1 protein-coding gene is annotated in these 950 nt (G+C 65.5%); it reads left to right on the top strand.

Annotation, left to right across the window (positions count from 1 at the left end; genetic code table 11):
- Window positions 1-616: 616 nt before the first annotated feature.
- Window positions 617-928 (top strand): DUF736 domain-containing protein, encoded by a 312-nt coding sequence (locus tag NKH78_RS32515; RefSeq protein WP_352885253.1) that lies wholly within the window; start codon window positions 617-619, stop codon window positions 926-928.
- Window positions 929-950: the final 22 nt, after the last annotated feature.

Consider the following 950-nt stretch of genomic DNA (forward strand, 5'->3'; position numbering starts at 1 on the left):
GTGGCACCGGTCAGTTCGGGTAGGCCCCAGCGGGCCGAGCCAGATCAGCCGGCCCGTGCCGACGTCCAGCCCGAGAGGCGTATTTCCATGGCCGTGTACGCGGCCATCCATCTTTAAGCGGCAGAGGCCGGCCCTTGGAGTTTCGCCAGTCGGTCGGTCGTCAACCAGTGAGGGGCGGTCGCGTTCCTCTACGGTTGGACGGTCTGTCGTTATGCCTGACGGGGAGGGACGGGTTTGATGGCGCCTCAGCTGCGGTTGCGGTGATCATGCCGATAGGGTTCGCCTGTCGTCTGGCCGGCGGTTTCATGGAAGGGCGCACCACCTGCGTCCTCGATGGGGCTGGTCTGACCGAAGGCCGTCTTCGCTTCGCTACGCCTCGTTCTCAAACCCGCAACAGCCGGTCGCGACTTTCTTCCCCTGACGGCTGCGCCGCCATTCCGCGCGGAACAAGAAAGCCTCGCCCTGGCTGCCCTCCACTGTCGTTGCGGCCCTAAGGACCACCCCATTGCGCAGGCGCAATGGGGACCCCGGTGGGTGCGGGCCGATCGCCTTCGGTCTGTCGTCCGCCATCGAGGTCGCGGTGGCCGCGGCCCGAGAAACTCACGGAGACGACATCATGGCTACCATCGGCACCTTTACTTCCTCGGGTAACGGCTTCACCGGCACGATCAAAACCCTCAACCTCAACGTCAAGGCCAAGCTGGCCCGCGTCGATAACCCCTCCGACAAGGGTCCCCACTTCCGCATCTTCTCGGGTTCGGTCGAGCTGGGTGCGGCCTGGCAGAAGGTTTCCAGGGAAACCGAGCGCGGCTACCTCTCGGTCAAGCTGGACGACCCGAGCTTCCCCGCTCCGATCTACGCCACCCTGATCGAGGTGGAAGGCGAGGAAGGCCTGCAGCTGATCTGGTCTCGCCCCAACCGGGACTGATCGCCTCGACGAGGGCTCCGCC

The sequence above is a fragment of the Mesorhizobium sp. M0910 genome, assembly GCF_040319465.1.
In the GTDB taxonomy this organism is placed as follows: domain Bacteria; phylum Pseudomonadota; class Alphaproteobacteria; order Rhizobiales; family Rhizobiaceae; genus Mesorhizobium.

Excerpts from the sequence above, each read along its gene's own strand:
- NKH78_RS32515 (WP_352885253.1), top strand. The coding sequence starts at position 617 with ATGGCTACCATCGGCACCTTTACTTCCTCGGGTAACGGCTTCACCGGC.